This is a genomic window from Rhodococcus sp. ACPA1 (assembly GCF_002300195.1).
Classification (GTDB): domain Bacteria; phylum Actinomycetota; class Actinomycetes; order Mycobacteriales; family Mycobacteriaceae; genus Rhodococcus_F; species Rhodococcus_F opacus.
On sequence record NZ_NSDX01000030.1, the window covers coordinates 1 to 474 of the forward strand.

General features: G+C 67.3%; 1 protein-coding gene. It reads left to right on the forward strand.

Annotated elements, in window-relative coordinates:
- Positions 1-474, forward strand: a 474-nt coding sequence (locus CJ177_RS46520; protein ID WP_143548837.1) for an FAD-dependent oxidoreductase, incomplete at both ends; no start/stop codon positions are given.

Consider the following 474-nt stretch of genomic DNA (forward strand, 5'->3'; position numbering starts at 1 on the left):
CATCACCTACGGCCGGTACGTGATCGTCGGATTCTTCACCGACGAAGTCGGGCCGCAGCGCTGGGACGACTACTTCGGCGTCTCGACGCCGCAACTGTCATTCCAGGCGATGTTCAACCACGCCGCGGCGATGCGGAACGGCGACGATCGTAAGCCGGGTGGAGCGCTGGCCTGTTTCGCCGGCGGCGCTCACGCCGACGCGTTGTTCGACCTGCCCGACGAGGAAATCATGTCGCGATTCGCGAAGGACTTGCTCGCAGTGTTCCCCGAGCTGGAGGGCAAACTGGGCGAGGGCATCGTGCGGCGGCACCGTCGGGTCGTGCCCTTCTGGGCGCCCGGGCGGAGGAACTCGCTTCCGCCGTTGCGTGATCCGCTCGGAACCATCCACTTCGCCGGTGACTACCAGCTCGATCTGCCGTCGCTCGCCGACGCAGCGACGTCGGGCGAGCGAGCGGCGAAGGCCGTACTGGCGAG